Genomic DNA, 18696 nt, shown 5'->3' with positions numbered 1-18696 from the left:
TCCTTTCGCCGTGCGCAAGGCACAAATAGACTCAGAGCGAGCGTGTCCCGCTTCAATGGGACGCCGGCTCTATCGGATATCATTTTGTACGATAAAGGTGACGTTGACCACCGTGCCCGGCGGCACGGTGGCGCCCGCCTCCACGCTCTGTCCCGAGGCCTTGGCCTCGCTGGAATCCAGACCGCCGCCGGTCAGCTGGATATTCAAACGGGCCTGGGCCGCCGCCTGCTTGGCCTGAGTCACGCTCTTACCGGTGAAATCCGGCACCTTGGTGGTCTGGCCGGTAACGCTGTCGTCGGTGTAGAGATACACCTTGCCCTCCTTGGGGATGGGCTTGCCCTTCTCCGGCACCTGCTTGACGACCGTCGTGCCGCTGCCGAGCACCTCGCTGTTCAGGCCGGCGGTGGTCAGCTTGGCCCTGGCCGCGGTCACGTCGGTGTTTTCCACCCCGGGCGTGGTCCGGTTCATGGCGGCCACTTCTTTTTCGGTATACTTGGGCTCGATGCTCATATAGGGCATCACCTCGGCGAGAATCTTCTGCGCGTAGGGGGCGGCGACCGTGCTGCCGTAGCGGCTGATCATGGAGCCCTGGGGCTGATCGACCATCAGCAGAATGGCGATTTGCGGATCGTCCGCCGGCGCGAAGCCGGCGAAGGAACCGATGACCTCCTGCTGCTGCCCGGCCTCGACCTTAATATCCCGCTTTTCCGAGGTGCCGGTTTTGCCCGCCACCCGGTAGCCCGCCACGTAGGCGTTTTTCGATCCGGTGTTCACCGCCGTGTCCAGCATGGCGGCCACCCGTTTGGCCGTTTCCTCGCTGATGACCTGGCGCTTGACGGTGGGGGTGATGTTCTCCACCACGTTGCCGTCGCCGTCCAGGATCTTTTGCACCACATAGGGCTGCATCAGCTTGCCGCCGTTGGCCACCGCCGACATGGCGGTGATCATCTGGATGGGCGATACCTTGAAGGTCTGGCCGAAGGAGGAGGTCGCCAGATACGACTGGGACAAGGGATTGGACAGCTTTTCCTCGCTGTGATACAGCATGGTGCTGGGGGTCTGCTCGCCCATCATGTCGATGCCGGTCTTCTGGGTGAAACCGAAGCCGGTGAAGTATTTAAAGAAATTGTGCCCGCCGATCTTGAGGCCGACGTCGACGAAATAGGGGTTGCAGCTGCCATAAATGGCGTGGGGGAAATCGATGGTGCCGTGCCCGCCGTGCTGATGGCAGGAAATCCGTTGACCATAGCCGACAACCGAAATGCTGCCCGTGCAGGTAAAGGTGTCGGTTTCGGTGGAAATCCCCTCCTCAAAAGCCATGCAGGAGGTGAAGGTCTTGAACACCGAGCCTGGTTCGTAGAAATCCACAATGGGCTTATTCTGCCACTGCTTTTGCCGGGCCAGGGTCAGAGCCCTGGACTGCTCATCCCCGGCCAGCGCGGCGATTTGGGCCGCCACAGTGGGATCGCTGACCGTAAAGGGCTGGTTGGGGTCGTAGTCCCCTTTTGTGGCCATGGCCAGGATGGCACCGGTGTTGACGTCCTGGATAATCACCGCCCCCCGGTTGGTGGCGGAGGCGTTTGCGACGGCTTCCTCCAGATACTTTTCCGCGTAGGTCTGGATATACTGGTCAATGGTCAGCACCAGGCTTTTACCGTCCTCGGCGTCCACTTCTTTTTTGTATTCCAGGGTGGTGGGCATCTCGTCGCCCCAGCCGTTGCGGGCGGTAATGATCCGGCCCGCCTTACCGGTGAGCACCGAATCATACTGGGCCTCCAGGCCCTCCAGGCCGGCGTTGTCGGTCCCCACAAAGCCCAGGACGTTGGACAGGGTGTGCCCCAGCGGATAATACCGTTTGTAATCCTTGAGATAAGCGAAGCCGCCGATGCCGTGCTCCTCCACCCATTTGGATAAAGCTTCCTTCGGCTTATATTCTACCCGGGACTGCACCACCTCATACTGGGAATCGGTTTTCCCGGTCTGTTCGTACAGCTTATCCCGGTCGATCCCCAGGATTTCCGACACGCCGTCGGCCACCACGCCGCGCAGCTCCTCGAAGGTGTAGTATTCCGTGGGCGTTTTTTTCACCTTCACGCTCTTCATGTCCTTGGGGGACAGGATGATCTTCCACACCTCGGAGGAAGCGGCGAGGATGTTCATGTTGGCGTCGTAAATAGTGCCGCGGCTGGGTGTGGTGATGCTGTCGCTCATCCGCTGGGACACCGCCCGCTGCTGCCAGTCCTCCCCTTCCGCGATCATCAGCACCCCCATTTTGCCCACCACGGCGGTGAAACAGAAGCCGATGATAATCACCAAGGTGATGATGGAGCGGCGCCACATCTGCCGGGTGGGCGCCTTAGTGGTTTTACGGGGTGGGGGGTTGCCGGTTCCTGCCATCGTGCATCCTTTTCCTTTCACGTCCCGGGCGCAGGGCCGTCAGGCCCTGGCCCCTATTCAATGGTATCCTGATAAATAAACGTAACCGTCACCACGGTGCCGAGAGGCACCTGTGTGCCGGCGGCCACGCTTTGATCGCCGCCCTTGGCCTCTCCGTTCTCCAGGCCCACGCCGGAAAACTGGAGGTTGATGCCCGCGTCGGCGGCCAGCTTGTTGGCCTCGGCCAGGGTCTTGCCCTTGAAATCGGGAACCTTGGCGGTCGGCTCCTCCGCCTCTTCGGTGTACAGCACCACGATGCCCTCCTTGGGGATGGGCTTGCCGGCTTCCGGCACCTGCCGGAGAACCGTATCGCCTCCGCCGACCACCTGGCAGCGCAGATCGCTGTTGGTCAGCTTATTTTTCGCGGCATCGAGCTTGTTGTCCTTCAAGTCGGGGGTGGTGCGGTTCAGCGCCTTGACCTCCGCCTCGGTGTACTTGGTCTCGATGTTCAGGTAGGGCAGGACGCTGGCAAACACCTTTTGCGCTACCGGCGCGGAAATGGTGCCGCCGTACCGCAAGCCCACCGCCACCTGCGGCTCATCGAGCAGCACCAGGATGGCCACCTGCGGATTGTCCGCCGGCGCGAAGCCGGAGAAGGAGGCGACGACATCGCCTACCTCGCCCTCTTTTTTCTGGTCGATTTTTTCGGAGGTGCCCGTCTTGCCCGCTACCCGGAAGCCGGGCACGTAGGCGTTTTTGGCGCCGCCGCCGTTGACGCTGGCCGCCATCATGGCCGCCACCCGGCGGGAGGTGTCGGCGCTGACCACCTGCCGCTTGACGGTGGGCTGCACGTCCTTGACCACGGTGCCGTCGGGGGCGATGATTTTCTGCACCACGTAGGGCTGCATCAGCTTGCCGCCGTTGGCCACCGCCGACATGGCGGTGATGACCTGCAGAGGCGTGACCTTAAAGGTCTGCCCAAAGGCCGAGGTGGCGAGAGACGCCTCCGAGTCGGGGTTGGACAGTACCTTTTCGCCATGGTACAGCCCGGCGTTGGACTGCTCGCCCAGCATGTCGATGCCGGTTTTCTTGGTAAAGCCGAAATCGGTGAAGTATTTGAAGAAGTTGTGTCCGCCGATCCGCAGCCCCATGGTCATGAAATAGGGGTTGCAGGAGGCCGACACCGCCCCGGGGAAATCCAGGGTTCCATGCCCCCCGGCCTTGTGGCACTTAATGGGCTTGGGCCAGCCCTTGACCTTCAGGCTGCCGCCACAGTGGACGGAGGTATGCTCGTCGGCCACCTTGGTTTCAATGGCCATGCAGGAGGTGAACGCCTTGAAGACCGAGCCCGGCTCGTAGCATTCCACCAGCGGCTTGTTCCGCCACTGAGACTGCCGTGCCTTGGCCAGGGCCGCGGACTTTTCATCCCCGGCCAGCTGGGCTATCTGGGCGGCCAAATCCGGATCGCTGACGGTGAATGGATCGTTGGGGTTGTAGTCCCCCTTGATGGCCATGGCCAGGATGCCGCCGGTGTTGACATCCTGGATAATCACCGCGCCCCGGTTGGTGCAGCCCGTTTCCTTGACCGCGATTTCCAGATACTTTTCCGCAAAGGTCTGGATGTTGGCGTCGATGGTAAGAACCAGGCTGTTGCCGTCCTCGGCATCCACGATTTTGGCGTATTCCATATCGGTGGGCAGCTCGTCGCCCCAGCCGTTCTTGGCGGTGACGATCCGCCCCGCCTTGCCCATCAGATCGGCGTTGTACGCCGCCTCCAGCCCCTCCAGCCCGGTGTTGTCGGTGCCGGTGAAGCCCAGGACGTTGGACAGGGTGTTCTGCAGCGGGTAATACCGTTTGTAGTCCGGGATGATGCTGAACACACCGATGAGCTTGTTGTCCAGAATCCACTGGGCCACCTTTTCCTTGAGCTCGAACTCCATCTTGGACTTGACCACCTCGTATTGGGAGTAGGTCTTGCCCGTCTGTTTGTACAGCTTCTCCCGGTTCACGCCCAGCATCTCCGCCAATTGATCCGCGATGAAGGTGCGCATGTCCCGATTGGTATCCAAATCCTGGATGTTTTTGGGCGCCATGATCAGCTTCCACACCTCGGCCGAGGCGGCCAGCGTCTTCATGTTGGCGTCGTAGATGGTGCCCCGCTTGGAGGTCACCACGCTGTCGCTGAGCTGCTGGGTGACGGCGCGCTCCTGCCAGTCGGCCGTTTCCACAAGCTGGAGAACGGCCAGCTTGCCGATGACGGCGGAAAAACAGAAGCCCACCAGGATGACCATAATGATGACACTGCGCCGCCACATCTGTCGGCTGGGCGATTGCGTGGTCACCACGGGCCGGTGTTGCTTGGCCATGTGAGCAGTCCCCTTTCCACGATACGGTGAGATGCGAATCCTTTCCCATTCCCAAGGCGCCGCCGCCCTTTTCCGTATCCCGGTCCGAGGAGAGGTGGGAACGGATCCACTTCCGTTCCCACGCCCTGTCCTGCGTTTCCGGCTGCCTGTACACTTCTGTCTCGGTTCGCCCGCAAAAGCGGGGGAATCCGCCCCATGTCTCCACCTATGACAAACGCAAGCATACGTAAACCGTACGCCTGCGTTCGTCGGTATGCCGTATCCCCGGCGGGCCGCGCCGTCGTCTCCGCCCGGATGCGGCGTTCCCCTCTCTACATACTTATTGCCCTCGTCCCCGCCGTATGCCGGGAGGGACAAATTTTTTCAGCTCTAAGAGAACCAGCCGGCGATGGTGTCAAACAGCGCATCCCACCAATGGGCGGGCTTTTCCTCCGCCACCTGCACCTCGTCGCTGTCCCCCCGGGTGATGTAATGAATCTGTTCGCTCTCGATGCCGGTCATTCCCTGGCTGCGGGCGTATTCGTCCACGCTCTGCGCGCTCAGCTTCTGGGCCAGCTCGGTCTGCAGGCGGGTCTCCTCGCTTTTGAGCTTCTTCATGGTGTCGTCGTACTCGTTGATGGTCCGGTTCATTTCGGTCAGCTGCACCCGGCTGGTAATCATCATGCTGACCACCCCGATGATGACGGTGGAGACCAGCAGCACTCCCATCGTGTTAAGCACCGACTGGACGCGCGTGCGGCGCCGTTCGGCTTTTTGCAGCTTCTTGTTCGGGGTCAGTTCGACGATTTTGGCCTGTTTGGGTTCGAACAGCGCGAGATCATACGCTTCCGAACGGTTGCTCTGCCCTGCCATGACGCGTCCTCCTTGTTTTTATCATTCCTTGCCGGCGGCGGGGAGCCCCGCTCCCGTACCGACGGCGTCGTTATCCTTGGCTTTAGCCATACCGGTCGTGCAGCTTGCGCACGCAGCGCAGCCGGGCACTCCGGCTGCGGGGGTTGTCCGCCAGCTCGTCCGCCGTCGCCTCCGCCGGCTTTTTGAGCACCAGCTCCGCCGCCGGCGTCCGTCCGCAGACGCACACGGGAAAATCCGGCGGGCAGACGCAGCCCCTGCGCCAATCGTTGAACCGCTGCTTGACCATCCGATCCTCCAGGGAATGGAACGTGATGATGGCCAGCCGCCCGTTTTCCCTCAGGCAGTCGAACGCGGTGTCCATGGCGGCGGACAAGCAGTCCAGTTCGCCGTTGACCGCGATGCGCAGCGCCTGAAAGGTCTTGCGGGCGGGATGACCGTCCCGGCGATAGGCGGCGGGCACGGCTTCCCGCACGATATCCGCCAGCTCGGTGGTGGTCACAATCGGCGCAGCCGCCCGCCGGCGAAGGATTTCGCGGGCGATGGGCCAGGCGTATTTTTCTTCTCCATACCGGAACAGGATGTCGGCCAGCTCTTTGTCCGTCAGGCTGTTCACCAGGTCGGCGGCGGTGACGCCGCTTTGGCTCATCCGCATGTCCAGCGGGGCCTCCATGTGGTAGGAGAACCCGCGTCCCGCCTCGTCCAGCTGGTGAGAGGAGACGCCGATGTCCAGCAGCACGCCGTCCACCCCGTCCACCCCCAGCGATTCCAGCACCTGAGCCATCTGGGTGAAATTTGCCTGCACCACGACGGCGGGAAGGCCCTGAAGCCGTTGGCCGGCCTCCTTGACTGCATCCGGATCCCTGTCCAGGGCGATCAGACGGCCGGTGGTGATCCGGGAGGCAATCGCGAAAGAATGCCCGCCGCCGCCCGCCGTGCCGTCCAGATACACGCCGTCCGGCCGGATGTCTAGCGCCTCTATGGTTTGCTCCAGCAGTACCGGCCGGTGGTAGCGCTGTTCGGGCCGCTCCTCCATGCCGCCGCCGCCTTTCCGTGTTTACTCAAAAGTATGCGTATTCCAGGTTAGAAGCCAAGGCTGACGAACGCGGCCTCCACCGCGTCGGCGTCCATGTCGCCCACGTCCTTCTCGTACTCCGCGGGGTTCCAGATTTCCGCCCGGTTACCCGCCCCGAGCACCAGCGCCTCCTTCTCCAGAGAGGCGTAGGTCAGCAGATGCTTAGGCAGCAGGATGCGGCCCTGAGCGTCCACCTGCACATCCTGGGCGTTGGCCGACAGGACGCGCAGCAGCTTGCGGGACTGGGTCATGGGGGAAGCCGCCAGCCCCTCCATCAGCTTGTCCCACTCCTCCATCGAATACAGGCAGACGCAATGATCCATGACCGCCGCGGCGATAAAGGCATCGCCCAGCTTCTCTCGCAGCTTAGCGGGCACGAAAATGCGCCCCTTCGCGTCGATATTGTGTTGGTAACGGCCATAAAGCATCCGCGTACCTTCTTCTCTGTCGGCATCCCCCCACGGCTTGTCCAACTGTGGAAAAGCGGGGGAACCTTTCGTGGAACCGGTGAAAAGTGCTTGCCACGGTGGAAAACTCGGTGGAAAGTGTTGAAACCCACCACTCTGCACCACTTAGCACTACTTTTCACCACTTAAATCACATTATAAAGGGTGTACGCGGAAATTGCAAGGGGCTGATGTGTTTTTTCCGCGGTCATTTTGTGTCAGCATACAAGAAAAATTTTCCTGAAACGGTAAATTTCTCTCTTTTACTGTCTGATTTGTGGTTTTCCACCTTTTCACAGGGAAAACCGCCCGGGGGAAAAGTTCTCCACAACGCTCCCCCATCATGTGAAAAACCAGCCGGTGAATCGTGCAATGCGATCCGCCGGCTGGTTTTCTCGAGGACTGATTAACAAAAATCCCCCGGCCGCGGCCGGGGGATTTGACGCCTTAATCCAGTTTGTTCATGGTCAGGCCGGTAATCAGCTTGGGATAAAAATAGGTGGATTTCTGGGGCATTTTTTCCCCGGCTGCGGCCACGTCGCGGATTTCCGACACGCGGGTGGGGTTGAGCAGAAAACTGCATTGGTACGCCCCGGCCGCCACGTCGTCCAGCGCCTCCCGCAGGCTGCGGGTATAGGTCAGGTTCACCTGATTGGCCATGTTTTCCTTGTCGATACCCAGCAGCCGCTCCAGCACCAGGGTATGCAGCACGTTGACGTCCAGCTGGCGGGCCGTGGGGGAAAGGTCGGGCAGCAGGCTGTCCATCACCGCCGTGTCCTTGAGAGTCATCACCGTCACCGTCTCGCCGCCCGTATAGAACCCGAAGGCCTTGCGTCCCTCGGTATAGGCGTGCTCCAGCGACTCATCCAGCGCGTCCAGCGGCACGCCCGTGCGGATATCGAAATAGGGCGCGGAATCGGCCAGCAGCTTGGCGGCATCGAAGTTTTTCACGTCCCGAATCATCCGATGGGTGGGAAACACCACCAGGCCGGGATGGCTCATTTCCACCAGCATCATCATCACATACTCGGCATCCGTGTCCAGGATTCCCTGTTCCCGCAGCGTATCCCGGTAGCGCAGCGCCGTCTCATACCGATGGTGGCCATCGGCGATGTACAGCTTGGTATCGGTAAACCGCCGCTGTATGGCCGATACGATTCCCGCATCGGTGATTGCCCACAAGCGATGGGTAAGCCCCGCCTCGTCGGTCAGCTCGCTCACCGGCTTCTCCCTTTGAGCCAGTCCCAATATGTCCAGCGTTTCCTCTTCCCCGCCGTCGTCCATATATAAGGAATAGATGTCGCTGAAATTACAGTGGGTGGCTTTCATCAGGTTGAAGCGATCCTCCTTGGCCTTGGACAGGGTTTCCTCATGCGGAAGCACAATCCCCTTGGAGAACTCCTCCAGATGCACCTGAGCGATCAGGCCCACGATGCTCCGCCGGCCACCGGCCATACCGCTGATGTCGCTCATGCCCTCCAGGTCGAACTCGATTTCATACACATAGAAAGCGGCTTCGTCGTCCTGCCGGAGAATGCCCTCCTCCAGCCAGCTGCGCAGCGTCTCCCCCGCGGCGGCATACGGGTCGGCCCCATCCCGGGGCAGCTCCAGCCGGATGATGTTGTGTGGATTGCGGGCCAGATACGACAGCCTCTGGGACTCGGAAATGATGTCGTAGGGCGGGCAGGTAAGCTCGCGGATGTCCCCCGCCCGCTCGGTAAACCGCAGGGCGCGGAAGGGTCGGATGTCTGCCATATTGTCACTACCTCCATAGCGGCGGGCGCGCCCGCCGGTTACTGCTCTTTTATACTACTATATCCCGGAGAAAAAAGAAAGGGCCTGCACAAAAATTGACACAAGCCGCCTTGTGAGTTTCAAAAGTGCTGTTTTTTCACACGCCGACGCTTGTCGTCCTCCCATTTTCGTTGACAATCCCCTAATTATCCGCTAATATAAGAAAATAAACAGGATGATACAGGCAGATCAATTTCATGGAAGAAAAATCCAAAGGAAAACCCCAGCAGAGAAAGGTCGTGATCCCATATGCCCGGCGCGTTCGTGCCCCCTCCCCGGCGTCCAGCCGATGCCTGCCTGCCGGATACTATGGACATGCCCTTCGGCATTTTCACTGTCCGCATGGATGAGAATTTCACCGTTCTGGCCGGAAACGGCCGGTATTATGAAAGGATTGGCTATACGCCGGAGCTGCTGCGGGACGAGCTGAACAACCAAGCGGCGCGGTATATGCATCCCGACAGTCTGGAGGACGTACGCAGCGCTGTACAAGAGGCAATCCGGCAGGGAAAGGCCACCCTGAGCTTTGAAAATAAAATTATCCGCCGGGACGGTAAAACGGTCTGGATGACGGTGGAAGGGGCGTTTGTCGACTCCTCCGACGGACGGATTATGCGCGGATATATTCTAAACGGCACCAGCCGCAAGGAAGCGGAGGAGCGCAGCCGTCTCAACGAGGAGCGGTATCGCATCGCCATCGCCCTGACAGGCAGCTGCATTTGGGAATACGACTTCGCTTCGCACTCCATTTTTCAAATGGACGGATCGCTGAGTAAATACACGCTGCACGACGCGATTATTCCCGACGTTCCGGCCTCTATCATTCAAAGCGGGGTGGTGCACGCCGATTTTGCCGAGGATCTGCGCGCCATGTACCGCCGCCTGGAGGAGGGCGCCCAGTTCGGGGAATGGATCGGCAAGACACGCCGGGCCGCGGGCGGGTACTCCTGGACAAAAATCACCTACGCCTCCATTTTTGACGACAGTGGCCGGCCGGTACGGGCTGTGGGCGTTTCGGAGGATATCGACCAGAAAATGCGGGAGGATCGGGAAATCCGCCGAAAGATCGCCGCCACCTCTTTCGATTTGGAGGCCTCGGCGGAGCTGAGCCCCGATACCGCCTGGCTCCTCGATCAGGCGCCGGAAATCGTCTATGTTTCCGATCCCGTCACCTATGACATGCTCTACATGAACGCCGCCGGTCTCGCGGCCATCGGCTTGCCCGCCAAGGACATCGGCGGGCAAAAATGCTATAAGGCGCTGTACGGGCTGGAGGCCCCTTGTCCCTTCTGCGTCAATTCTCTGCTGCACGAAGACCGCTGGTATTCTTGGGAACACGACAACCGGCTTCTGGGCCGCCGGTATCATTTGCGGGGCAAGCGCATTTCCTGGGCGGGAAAGCCCGCTCACATCGAGCTGGCCGTGGACATCTCGGACGGCCGGTATCTGAACCAGCGCCTGGCCGACAAAACCGATACCGTGAACATTCTGCTGCAGTGCATCGATTCCCTGATACATACCGGCGAACTAGACAGCGCCATCCAATCCATGCTGGGGCATATCGGTGAATTCTACGGCGCGGAACGGGCCTATATTCTGGGGCTGGCGGAGGCGGACGCCGCCATCCGCGCTTTCAACAAATGGAGCCGCGCGGACGGGGATGCCGGCCTGCTGCCCCTTCTCCCCCCCAGCATCATCTCCCGCTGGGCGCAGGCCTTCCAAAAACGGGAAACGATCTTTTTGAACAATCCGGAAACCCTGCGGGCCACCCATCCCGACGAATACGCCTTTTGGCGGGAGCATGGAATCCGCTCCTACTTCCTGATTCCCTTCGATGGGGAAACGGATGGCGTGCGGTACTTCGGCATAGTCAACCCCACCCAGCACACCGACGAAGCGCCTCTGCTTCGTTCGCTGTCCTTCTTCGTCTCGAACGAGATGGCCAAAAGGCAGATGCGGCAGCAACAGGAGTTTGCAATTTTCCACGATCTGCTGACCGGCCTGCTCAATCGCAACAGCTATCTGCGCTATCTGCGGGACTTCTCCCGCGCCCCCCTGTCCAGTCTGGGCGTGGCGGCTGCCAATCTCAACGGCTTGAAAGCCATCAACCAGGATTACGGGCATATTCAGGGCAACCAGACCGTTATCCGCACCGCCGATATTTTGCGGAAATGCTTTCCGCAGGGGCAGGTGTACCGTTTCAGTGGGGACGAATTTATCGTATTGTGTGAAAACGTCCCCTATCAGAAGTTTCTGGAGCAGGTGCAGGCGAGCCGCCTGGAAGCGGAAGAGATGCTCAACGGCGGCTTCTCCCTGGGCTTCGCCTGGACGGATGTGGACATCGATCCCGAGGAGCTCATCGATCACGCAAATGAGCGGATGCTGCTGGGTAAGCGACGGTATTACGAACAAACCGTGTCCAGCAGTCACAACCGCCCGGCCATGCTCCGAGGCCTGCTTCAGGCGCTGAAGGCCGGTCACTTCCATATGGTGCTGCAGCCCAAGGTGGACGCCCGCACCCAGAAGATACTGGGGGCCGAGGCGCTGGTGCGTCTGCGGGATCCGCAATACGGCGACATTCCGCCCAATCGCTTCATTCCGCTTTTGGAAAAGGAACGCCTTATCCGGTATGTGGATCTCTTCATCTTCGAGGAGGTCTGCAAAACCCTCCGCCGCTGGAAGGCGAGCGGATGGCCTCTGCTGCCCGTCTCCCTCAACTTTTCCCGCGCCACTCTTCTTGAGGGCGATCTGCTGAACACCCTGGTGGATATCACGTCCCGCTACGGCGTGGATCGCCGTCTGATGGAAATCGAGATTACCGAACGGGTGGGCGACATTGAGCGGGAAACCCTGTCGACCATCGGCCTGCAGATTGCCGAGCTGGGCTTCCCGCTGTCCCTCGACGATTTCGGCTCCAAGTATTCCAGCATGTCCATGCTCTCGGTGCTGAAATTCCAAGTCGTTAAACTGGACAGAAGCCTGGTCTACGACCTGGTGAGCCATACGGAGAGCCGCATTGTGGCGCGTCATATGCTCGACATGTGCCGGGATCTAGGGATCGCCTGCGTGGCGGAAGGGGTGGAAACGCGGGAACAGCTGCACATCCTGCAGGAAATGGGCTGCATAGCCATACAGGGCTACTTGTTCAGCCGCCCCCTCCCCCCGGATGCTTTTGAAAAATTCGCCGGAGACTTTTTCGGTGAATAACCGCGGGGGCATTCTCCCATCCTACTGTCAGGAAGCGGTGTTTCCAAAGGACACCGTTGCTTTCAGGCGGGGCGCGCCCCGCGCAGGATGGGAGGATTTTTAATGTTGCGAGAAACCATCGTCCAAGCCATGAACCGGCAGATTAACGCCGAGCTGTATTCCGCTTACCTGTATCTCAGCATGTCCGACTGGTGTGAGCATGAGGGCTTTCCCGGCTTTGCCAACTGGCTGCGGGTGCAGGCGCGGGAGGAACTGGCTCACGGCACCCACATTTTGGATCACACGCTGGAGCGAGGTGCCAGGCCGCGTCTGGAAGCGGTTCCCGCCCCGCCGGAGACTTTCCGCGATTTGCTGGATATTTTTGAGCAGACCCTGCGGCATGAGGAGCAGGTGACCACATATATCGGCGCCATCGCTACCCTGGCAATGAAGGAAGAGGATCACGCCACCTATAACTTTATCCAGTGGTATGTCAACGAACAGGTGGAGGAGGAATCCACCGCTGGCCTACTGGTGCAGAAGCTGCGGTTTATCGGAGAGAACGCCGCCATGCTTTACGCCCTGGATACCGAACTGGCCGCCCGGGTATTCGTCGATCCATTCGCCGCGCCCGCCGTAAACAATTGACAGGAAAAACAAAGAACCCGGCCGCCCCATGGCGGCTGGGTTCTTTGGGCAGCGGACCGGAAGCTTAGAAGAACTTGCTCTGGTTCTGCTTGTTCTGCTGATTCTGCTGCTGATTGCTGGGGCACTGCTTGTTCTGCTGGTTCTGCTGCTGATTGTTTTGCTGCTGATTCTGCTGATTGTTCTGCTGCTGATTCTGCTGCCGGCTGTTCTGCTGCTGGTTTTGTTTGTTCGACATGATGACAACCTCCATACGTTTACACATTCCGAAATTTTTGACGAGTCCTCGGGGAAACCTGGCGGCCGCTCGACGTGTACAAACGGTCGTCTCCGATTCCCCGCAGTTCTATTTTCTGCATCGGCCCGCGGATTATGCAGGCAAAAAATTTTTTTAACGTTCATGTATTCGCTTTGACGACGCCGCAAGCGATTTTCTTTCCGGAATTTCCGGCCGGCTGGGTGGTGAAGTCGTCGGGCATGTCGTGGATGACCACGGTGCGCCCCACCACCTCCGGGACGGTAAAGCGATCGGTATAAAAGGCCAGGAAAGCATACCCCGCGTTGGCGAACAGGGGCGGCATGTCCCCCGCGTGCCAGGGATGCTCCGCGTTTTCCGGATTGAAGTGAGGGCCCGTGTTTTTGAACGGGTCCGTCTCGTCGCCCGTGCACTGGGAGCCGCTGTGGATGTGAAAGCCGAAAACGCCGTTTTTCCCGCCCGCTTTCAGTCCGGTGCCTGGCAGGCCGAACACCTCCGCCACCACCAGAGTACCGCTTCCTGCCGGGTAAAAGCTGACGCTGCCGTGCAGGCCCCAGTGCGCCCGATCGCCTTTGACCGAAGCTCTGGCGGCCGGCCGGCTCTCCAACATCATGCGGGCGAAGCGCCGCGTGTTTTGCGCGGATATTAACTCCATCCTGCATACCTCCTTTCTATAGATAATAAGGATATACCCTGTCCATACTATGTATCGGCGGAACGGACCGTCACTCCTTCCCAGGAACTTCAATTTTTTTCTTGCTTTTGGAAGCGGTCTGTGCTATACTAATACGAAGTTAGTATATACGCTGTATGAAAGAGTGGGGTGACCCGCTCTTTTGTATTGTGGGAACCTCCCGGCAGGGTTCTCCCCCGGGCACGGAAAGGAACGGCGAATCAATGGCGACAACAAAAGCCAAAGCGGGCGGCGCCCCCTCCGGCGGCACGGCGGCCGTCGTGGCCGGCATGGCCGGCCCAGTGGCGGAGGAGCTCGGCCTCATGCTGTGGGATGTGCGGTTTGTCAAGGAGGGCGCCTCCTGGATCCTCCGCATTATCATCGACAAGGAGAGCGAGCCGGTCTCCATCAACGACTGCGTGGACTTGTCCCGCCGGATGAGCACGCTGCTTGACGAGGCGGATCCCATCCCCCAGTCCTACTGCCTGGAGGTCACCTCCCCCGGCGCTAACCGGGAGCTTACCCGTCCCGAGCATTTCGATTATTACGAAGGCTGGGCCGTGGCGGTCAAGCTGTACCGTCCCCAGGACGGGGTGCGGGAATTCGCCGGCCTGCTCCGCGGCCTGGAAAATCAGGTGCTCACCATCGAGGAGGAGGACGGCACCCTGCGTTCCTTCGACAAGAAAGAGGTGTCCTGTGTTCACGCCATCGAGGACTGGGACGACGGAATCGAAGACGACGACGGGTTGGACGATGACGGGAATTCACTTGAAATATAAAGCCGAAGGCTTTTGGAGGGTTTGTAAAAATCATGAACAACGCTGAATTTTTCGAAGCGCTCAAGCTGCTGGAAAAGGAAAAAGGGATCACCGGGGATTACCTGCTGGAGAAAATCCGCGCCGCCATCATCATCGCGGTGAAGCGGGATTTCGGCGGCAAGGAAAACATCGCCGTCATCATGGACCCAGCCACCAATGAGTTTTCCGTTTCCCTGTTCAAGCGCGTCGTGGAAGAGGTCGAGGATCCGGACGAGGAAATGCTCCCCGAGGAGGCGGCCAAATATACCAAGAAACCCCTGGTGGGCGAAACGGTGGAAATCAAGCTGGAAACCAAGCAGTTCGGCCGTATCGCCGCCCAGACCGCCAAGCATGTCATCCGTCAGGGCATCCGCGAGGCCGAGCGCGGCCAGCAGATGCAGGAGTTCCAGCGCCGCAATCAGGAGCTGGTCACCGCCCTGGTCACCCGGGTGGATCCCAAGACCGGCGCCGCCACCCTGGAAATCGGCAAGGCCGAAACTGTCCTGCCTAAAAGCGAGCAGATCGGCGACGAGGTGCTACGGGAGGGCGATCACGTCAAGGTATATGTCGTGGACGTCCGCGAGGGCGAAAAGGGTCCCCGCGCCCTGGTGTCCCGCACCCACCCCGGCCTGGTCAAGCGGCTGTTTGAAATGGAAGTGCCCGAAATTTTCAACGGCGTTGTGGAAATCAAGGCGGTTTCCCGCGAGGCCGGCTCCCGCACCAAGCTGGCCGTCCTGGCCCATGACGAAAACGTGGACGCGGTGGGCGCCTGCATCGGCCCCCGCGGCGCCCGTGTGGGCGGCATTGTAGACGAGCTGGGCGGCGAAAAAATCGACATCATCGAATACAGCGACGAGCCGGAGAAGTTCATCGCCGCGGCCCTCTCCCCCGCCAGGGTGCTGTCGGTGGAGGTGGATCCCGAAGGGGCGAAGTCCTGCCGGGTCACCGTGCCGGACGCCCAGCTGTCCCTGGCCATCGGCAACAAGGGGCAAAACGCCCGGCTGGCCGCCAAGCTGACCGGCTGGAAAATCGATATCCGCCCCGAAAGCGGCTTCTACGGAGAAGACGAAGAATAATACCCGGCCACCGGGTTTCCCATAGGCACATGTCCCGCCAGGAAGGAGTCAGACGATGCACGTGAAAAAAACGCCGCTGCGCAAATGCACGGGCTGCGGCGAAATGAAACCGAAAAAGGAGCTTGTCCGGGTGGTCAAAAGCCCGGAAGGCGAGGTCTCCCTCGACCTGACCGGCCGCAAGCCGGGCCGCGGCGCCTATGTCTGTCCCCGCGTCGACTGCCTGAGACTGGCCCGCAAAGCGAGACGGTTGGAAAAAGCCTTTTCCTGTCCGATTCCCGCCGAGGTGTACGATCGCATGGAGGAGGAATTCGAGGCAAGTGAATGACAAACTGACCGGCCTGCTCGGCCTGTCCCGCCGCGCCGGGCATATGACCTGCGGCTTCGACGCGGTGGCGGATCTTTTGCGGGGAGGCAGGGCCGTGCTGGTGCTTCTGGCCAGCGACCTGTCCCCCAAAACGGAAAAGGAGCTCCGCTTCATCGGGAAGGACAAAGCGGCGGACATTGTGCAAATCCCCTTGGATAAGTCGGCCATCGGCCGCGCTCTCGGCCTGAAAAAGCCGGTGGGCGTCGCCGCCGTGGACGACAGGGGTTTTGCGGCAGCTATGAAAAAGCATATCTGCCATGACTTGGAGGAGGATGAAGCCTTATGATGATGAAATACCGCGTCAGCGAGGTAGCGAAGGATTTCAACGTGCCCAGCAAGGAGATTATCGAGCTGCTGGCCAAATACATCGACACGCCCAAAAAGAGCATGACCGCGCTCGAGGAGAGCGAGCTCGATCTGATTTTCGAGCACTATACCCAGAAATATCAGACCGAGAATTTCGATGCCTATTACGCCACGGCGAAGGAAAAGAAAGAAGAGCCGGCACCTGCCGCTTCGGAAGCGGCGGCCACCGCCGCCCCGGCGAAATCTATCGCCCAGATGCCGGGTAAAATCCCCCCGGCACGTCCGGCCTCCGCCGCCGGTCAGCCGGCCCGGCCCGCCGCGCCCAAGGCGCCCGCTCCCCCCAAGGCACCGGTGGAACGGCGCACCATCGATACCCGCACCCCCCAGGTGAACGTGGGCAAGTACGACGAAAAATTCGACAACCTGGCCCAGGCCTCCAAGCAGGTGCGGGGCGACGGCGGCGCGGTGAAAAAGCAGAAGCTCAACCAGAGATCCCAGCAGTACCGCAAGCCCCGTCCCCGCCGGGAGACCGAGTCCGAGCGGCTGCGCCGGATCGCCATGGAACGCAAGGCCAAGCCCCTGACCATCACGGTGGGCGAAACCATTACCGTCGGCGAGCTGGCCACCCGGCTGAAGGCCACCTCCGCCGAGGTCATCAAAAAGCTGATGGGCTTGGGCGTCATGGCTACCGTCAATCAGGAAATCGACTTCGACACCGCCTATCTGGTCGCCGGCGAATTCCACGCCAAGGTGGAGCGCGAGGTGGTGGTCACCATCGAGGAGCGGATCATCGACGACAGCGAGGACAACGATGAGAACCTCCAGCCCCGGGATCCGGTGGTGGTGGTCATGGGCCACGTTGACCACGGCAAGACCTCCATCCTGGACGCCATCCGCAAGACCAGCGTCACCTCCGGCGAGGCCGGCGGCATCACCCAGCACATCGGCGCTTACCGGGTGAACATCGACGGACAGTCCATTACCTTCCTGGACACCCCCGGCCACGCCGCGTTTACCTCCATGCGGGCCCGCGGCGCTCAGGTCACCGATATCGCCATCCTGGTGGTGGCCGCCGACGACGGCATCATGCCCCAGACCATCGAGGCCATCAACCATGCCAAGGCCGCGGGCGTTTCCATCATCGTGGCCATCAACAAAATGGATAAACCCACCGCCAACCCGGATAAGGTCATGCAGCAGCTCACCGAGCACGAGCTGGTTCCCGAGGAATGGGGCGGCGACGTCATCGTCGTTCCCGTGTCCGCTCATACCGGCATGGGCCTCGACAAGCTGCTGGAAACCGTCCTGTTGGTGGCGGAGATGAAAGAACTCAAGGCCAACCCCGCTCGCGCCGCCAAAGGCACCGTGGTGGAGGCCCGCCTGGATAAAGGCCGCGGCCCCATCGCCACCGTGCTGGTGCAGAACGGCACCCTCCACGCCGGCGACGTCATCGTCGCGGGCACGGCCGTGGGCCGCGTGCGCGCCATGACCGACGAAAAGGGCATGAAGCTGCAGGAAGCCGGCCCCTCCGTCCCCGTGGAAATCATGGGCTTGGACGAGGTGCCTACCTCCGGCGATATCTTCAACGCCGTCACCGACGAGCGGCTCGCCCGCGAGCTGGTGGAACAGCGGAAAACCGCCGCCAAGGAAGAGCAGTTCAGCCAGTACCAGAAGGTCACCCTGGATAATCTGTTCGATCAGATGCAGCAGGGCGACATGAAGGAACTGAACATCATCGTCAAGGCCGACGTGCAGGGCTCGGTGGAAGCGGTCCGCCAGTCGCTCGAAAAGCTGTCCAATGATGAGGTGCGGGTGAGGGTCATCCACGGGGCGGTGGGCGCCGTGAGCGAGAACGACGTTATGCTGGCCTCCGCCTCCAACGCCATCATCGTGGGCTTCAACGTCCGTCCCGAGCCCCTGGCGCAGACCGCCGCCGAGCAGAGCGGCGTGGATATGCGGATGTACCGGATTATTTACGAGTGCATCGAGGAAATTGAAACCGCCATGAAGGGCATGCTGACCCCCAAGACCCGCGAAGTGCTCCACGGCCGCGCCGAAGTCCGGCAGGTCTACCGCATCACCGGTGTGGGCCTGGTGGCCGGCTGCTACGTGCTGGACGGCAAGGTCTACCGCAACGACCTGCTGCGCATCGTGCGGGACGGCATCATCATCGGCGACGACAAGATGATTTCCCTCAAGCGCTTCAAGGACGACCAGAAGGAAGTGGCCCAGGGCTACGAATGCGGTATCGGCCTGGAAAAATTCACCGACATCAAAGAGGGCGACATCTACGAGACCTATATCATCGAGGAATACCGGGATTGATGGGCGTTGCCCATCAATCCCTGGAAAAACGCCCTGTCGGCTCTCGCCTTCCTGCCGCCGGATGGCGGCATCGGGCCTTTTTCTGGTTTCTACCGTTCTTGAGGGCTGACGCCCATCAATCCCTGGAAAAACGCCCTGTCGGCTCTCGCCTTCCTGCCGCCG

At 60.6% G+C, this 18696-nt stretch carries 15 protein-coding genes; 7 read left to right on the top strand and 8 right to left on the bottom strand.

The annotated features are described in order from the left end of the window. Positions 1-69: 69 nt before the first annotated feature. From ACSAMM_RS01390 to ACSAMM_RS01365, 6 genes are all read right to left on the bottom strand, one after another. Positions 70-2397 carry a penicillin-binding transpeptidase domain-containing protein gene (locus ACSAMM_RS01390; RefSeq protein WP_178721851.1) on the bottom strand — a complete coding sequence of 776 codons (2328 nt, stop codon included), beginning with the start codon at positions 2395-2397 and terminating at the stop codon, positions 70-72. Positions 2398-2450: 53 nt separating this feature from the next. Next, positions 2451-4742: a penicillin-binding transpeptidase domain-containing protein gene (locus ACSAMM_RS01385; protein WP_457789242.1), complete on the bottom strand. Its 2292-nt coding sequence runs from the start codon at positions 4740-4742 to the stop codon at positions 2451-2453. Positions 4743-5111: 369 nt separating this feature from the next. Beyond that, complete coding sequence (locus ACSAMM_RS01380; RefSeq protein ID WP_178721847.1) at positions 5112-5594, bottom strand: hypothetical protein; 483 nt, start codon at positions 5592-5594, stop codon at positions 5112-5114. An 82-nt stretch (positions 5595-5676) separates the two neighbouring features. Beyond that, complete coding sequence (gene rsmH, locus ACSAMM_RS01375) at positions 5677-6627, bottom strand: 16S rRNA (cytosine(1402)-N(4))-methyltransferase RsmH (protein WP_457789240.1); 951 nt, start codon at positions 6625-6627, stop codon at positions 5677-5679. 47 nt (positions 6628-6674) lie between these two features. Then, positions 6675-7094, bottom strand: coding sequence for a division/cell wall cluster transcriptional repressor MraZ (gene mraZ / locus ACSAMM_RS01370; protein ID WP_178721843.1), 420 nt, complete (start codon positions 7092-7094; stop codon positions 6675-6677). 465 nt (positions 7095-7559) lie between these two features. Beyond that, on the bottom strand, positions 7560-8867 hold the full coding sequence (locus ACSAMM_RS01365) for a DUF1015 family protein (protein ID WP_178721841.1): 1308 nt from the start codon (positions 8865-8867) through the stop codon (positions 7560-7562). A gap of 288 nt (positions 8868-9155) precedes the next feature. Between ACSAMM_RS01365 and ACSAMM_RS01360 the strand changes: the two genes are divergently transcribed. Next, on the top strand, positions 9156-12113 hold the full coding sequence (locus ACSAMM_RS01360) for a sensor domain-containing protein (RefSeq protein ID WP_457789238.1): 2958 nt from the start codon (positions 9156-9158) through the stop codon (positions 12111-12113). Between the two features lie 102 nt (positions 12114-12215). Continuing rightward, a complete protein-coding gene (locus ACSAMM_RS01355) occupies positions 12216-12740 on the top strand; it encodes a ferritin (protein WP_178721837.1) in 525 nt (174 codons plus the stop codon). A gap of 64 nt (positions 12741-12804) precedes the next feature. Here the strand turns inward: ACSAMM_RS01355 and ACSAMM_RS01350 are convergent, their stop codons facing one another. Together ACSAMM_RS01350 and ACSAMM_RS01345 are read right to left on the bottom strand one after the other, a co-directional pair. After that, positions 12805-12975 carry a hypothetical protein gene (locus tag ACSAMM_RS01350; protein ID WP_178721836.1) on the bottom strand — a complete coding sequence of 57 codons (171 nt, stop codon included), beginning with the start codon at positions 12973-12975 and terminating at the stop codon, positions 12805-12807. Positions 12976-13135: 160 nt separating this feature from the next. Next, positions 13136-13648, bottom strand: a complete 513-nt coding sequence (locus ACSAMM_RS01345; RefSeq protein ID WP_457789235.1) for a superoxide dismutase family protein — start codon at positions 13646-13648, stop codon at positions 13136-13138. 242 nt (positions 13649-13890) lie between these two features. On the opposite strand from ACSAMM_RS01345, the gene ACSAMM_RS01340 reads away from it, so the two are divergent. Genes ACSAMM_RS01340 through infB form a run of 5 tightly spaced genes read left to right on the top strand, consistent with a single transcriptional unit; the run spans position 13891 to position 18534 of the window. Next, entirely contained in the window at positions 13891-14445 is a 555-nt protein-coding gene (locus ACSAMM_RS01340; RefSeq protein ID WP_457789233.1) for a ribosome maturation factor RimP, read from the top strand. A 32-nt stretch (positions 14446-14477) separates the two neighbouring features. Beyond that, positions 14478-15539 (top strand): transcription termination factor NusA, encoded by a 1062-nt coding sequence (gene nusA, locus ACSAMM_RS01335; RefSeq protein WP_457789231.1) that lies wholly within the window; start codon positions 14478-14480, stop codon positions 15537-15539. A gap of 55 nt (positions 15540-15594) precedes the next feature. Further along, a complete protein-coding gene (rnpM, locus tag ACSAMM_RS01330) occupies positions 15595-15864 on the top strand; it encodes an RNase P modulator RnpM (RefSeq protein ID WP_178724011.1) in 270 nt (89 codons plus the stop codon). Further along, the gene (locus tag ACSAMM_RS01325; RefSeq protein WP_178724009.1) at positions 15857-16189 is read left to right on the top strand and encodes a ribosomal L7Ae/L30e/S12e/Gadd45 family protein; all 333 of its coding nucleotides are present in this window, start codon (positions 15857-15859) and stop codon (positions 16187-16189) included. The genes rnpM and ACSAMM_RS01325 overlap by 8 nt, the downstream gene beginning before the upstream one ends. Next, on the top strand, positions 16186-18534 hold the full coding sequence (infB, locus tag ACSAMM_RS01320; RefSeq protein WP_457789229.1) for a translation initiation factor IF-2: 2349 nt from the start codon (positions 16186-16188) through the stop codon (positions 18532-18534). The genes ACSAMM_RS01325 and infB overlap by 4 nt, the downstream gene beginning before the upstream one ends. Positions 18535-18696 lie beyond the last annotated feature (162 nt).

This window comes from Anaeromassilibacillus sp. SJQ-5 (genome assembly GCF_054108045.1).
The sequence above is the reverse complement of the archived record's forward strand: the minus strand, read 5'-3'. Positions and strand labels throughout refer to the sequence as shown.